The organism is Streptomyces sp. MK7 (assembly GCF_032658145.1).
GTDB lineage: Bacteria > Actinomycetota > Actinomycetes > Streptomycetales > Streptomycetaceae > Streptomyces > Streptomyces spiralis.
In genome coordinates this window covers 1-538 of record NZ_JAVACL010000147.1, presented here as the reverse complement: position 1 = coordinate 538, position 538 = coordinate 1, and the positions used below count along the sequence as shown (strand labels likewise).

The window sequence follows — 538 nt, the reverse complement described above, 5'->3', positions numbered from 1 at the left end:
CCTGTTCGGCGAGCCCGGCCTGGTCATGGACTACTACGACGGCAACACCGTCACGGCGCTGTGGAACTACGCCCAGAACTATGCGATGAGCGACCGTTCCTACAGCTCCGTCTACGGCCCCTCCACGCCCGGCGCTCTCAACCTGGTCTCCGGCCAGACGCACGGCGTCATCTCCGTGGACCCGTCCACGGGCAGCGAGAACCCCAAGCAGACCTCCACCCCGGACGCCTACACGGTCAAGTCGCCGGACGCGAAGGGCGTCGGCACGGTCATCAACGACCCCGACCCGGCCTACGACGACTGCTCCGGCAAGAACCACACCAGCACCAACGCGCTGGCGGCCATGCAGGGCAGGAACATCGGTGACGTCCTCAACTCCAAGAAGGTCAGCTGGGGTTGGTTCCAGGGCGGCTTCAGGCCCTCGACCGCGTGGGACGGACAGCAGGGTCACTACGCCAAGTGCGACACCGCGCACACCAACGTCGGTGGCGCGTCGGTCGTCGACTACAGCCCGCACCACTCGCCGTTCGAGTACTAC

1 protein-coding gene is annotated in these 538 nt (G+C 66.5%); it reads left to right on the top strand.

Annotation, left to right across the window (positions count from 1 at the left end):
- On the top strand, positions 1–538 hold a 538-nt coding region (locus R2S09_RS40225; protein WP_316746244.1), incomplete at both ends, for an alkaline phosphatase family protein.